This window comes from Gemella haemolysans, from assembly GCF_901873445.1.
Classification (GTDB): domain Bacteria; phylum Bacillota; class Bacilli; order Staphylococcales; family Gemellaceae; genus Gemella; species Gemella haemolysans_C.
Genome location: NZ_CABFLN010000035.1, coordinates 1 through 815, shown reverse-complemented (window position 1 = coordinate 815; position 815 = coordinate 1). Strand labels below are relative to the sequence as shown.

Sequence of the window (815 nt, the reverse complement as noted above, 5' to 3'; positions counted from 1 at the left end):
TGTACCGACCCCAAAAAGTTAGACCAAAAAATCTAACTTTTTGGAGGTCGGTATTTTTATGACTAAATATAATTTTGAATTTAAAAAGAAAGTAGTACTAGAGTATATAAATGAAAGTATAAGCATAAGATCGTTAGCGAAAAAGTATGCTATAAAATCTCATAATAATATTGAAATTTGGGTTACCAAATATAAGAAATATGGAGATGAAGGGTTATATCGTTCAAGAAAAAATGAAGAATATCCTTTCGAAAAAAAGATATATGTTGTAGAATTATACTTAACAAGTGAACTCTCATACAATGACTTAGCTTTACAAGAAGGTATAAATAATCCAGCACTTATTTATAACTGGGTTAATCGCTTTAGAGTAGCTGGTCCTGATGCATTGAGAGAACGAAGGAAAGGTCGGAAAATCTTAATGGCTAAATCAACTAAAAAGTTAAGTAAGGAAACAACAAGTCAAACCACAAATGATAATATATCTAAAGAATATGTAAAAGAATTAGAAGATCAATTACTACAACTAAGGATAGAAAATGCATTTTTAAAAGAAGCGAGGAGATTGCGTTTAGCGGAAGAAGCAGAAATGAAAAGAAGGCGCGAATTATAAGCAGTCTCCGAGGAGAATTCATACTTAAAGACCTTCTTTTATATGCGAAAATGCCAAAAGCAACATATATGTACTGGCAGAAGAGATTCGATAGAGTTAATCCAGATAAAGAAATTGAAGAGAAAATATTAGAAATAAGAAAGAATAACAAAGATTATGGTTATAGACGTATATATGGTGCGTTACGTAATTTAGGATATAT

1 protein-coding gene is annotated in these 815 nt (G+C 30.2%); it reads left to right on the top strand.

Annotated elements, in window-relative coordinates:
* Positions 1 to 58: 58 nt before the first annotated feature.
* Complete coding sequence (locus tag JX287_RS05310; RefSeq protein WP_204643262.1) at positions 59 to 613, top strand: helix-turn-helix domain-containing protein; 555 nt, start codon at positions 59 to 61, stop codon at positions 611 to 613.
* The last annotated feature ends 202 nt before the right edge of the window (positions 614 to 815 follow it).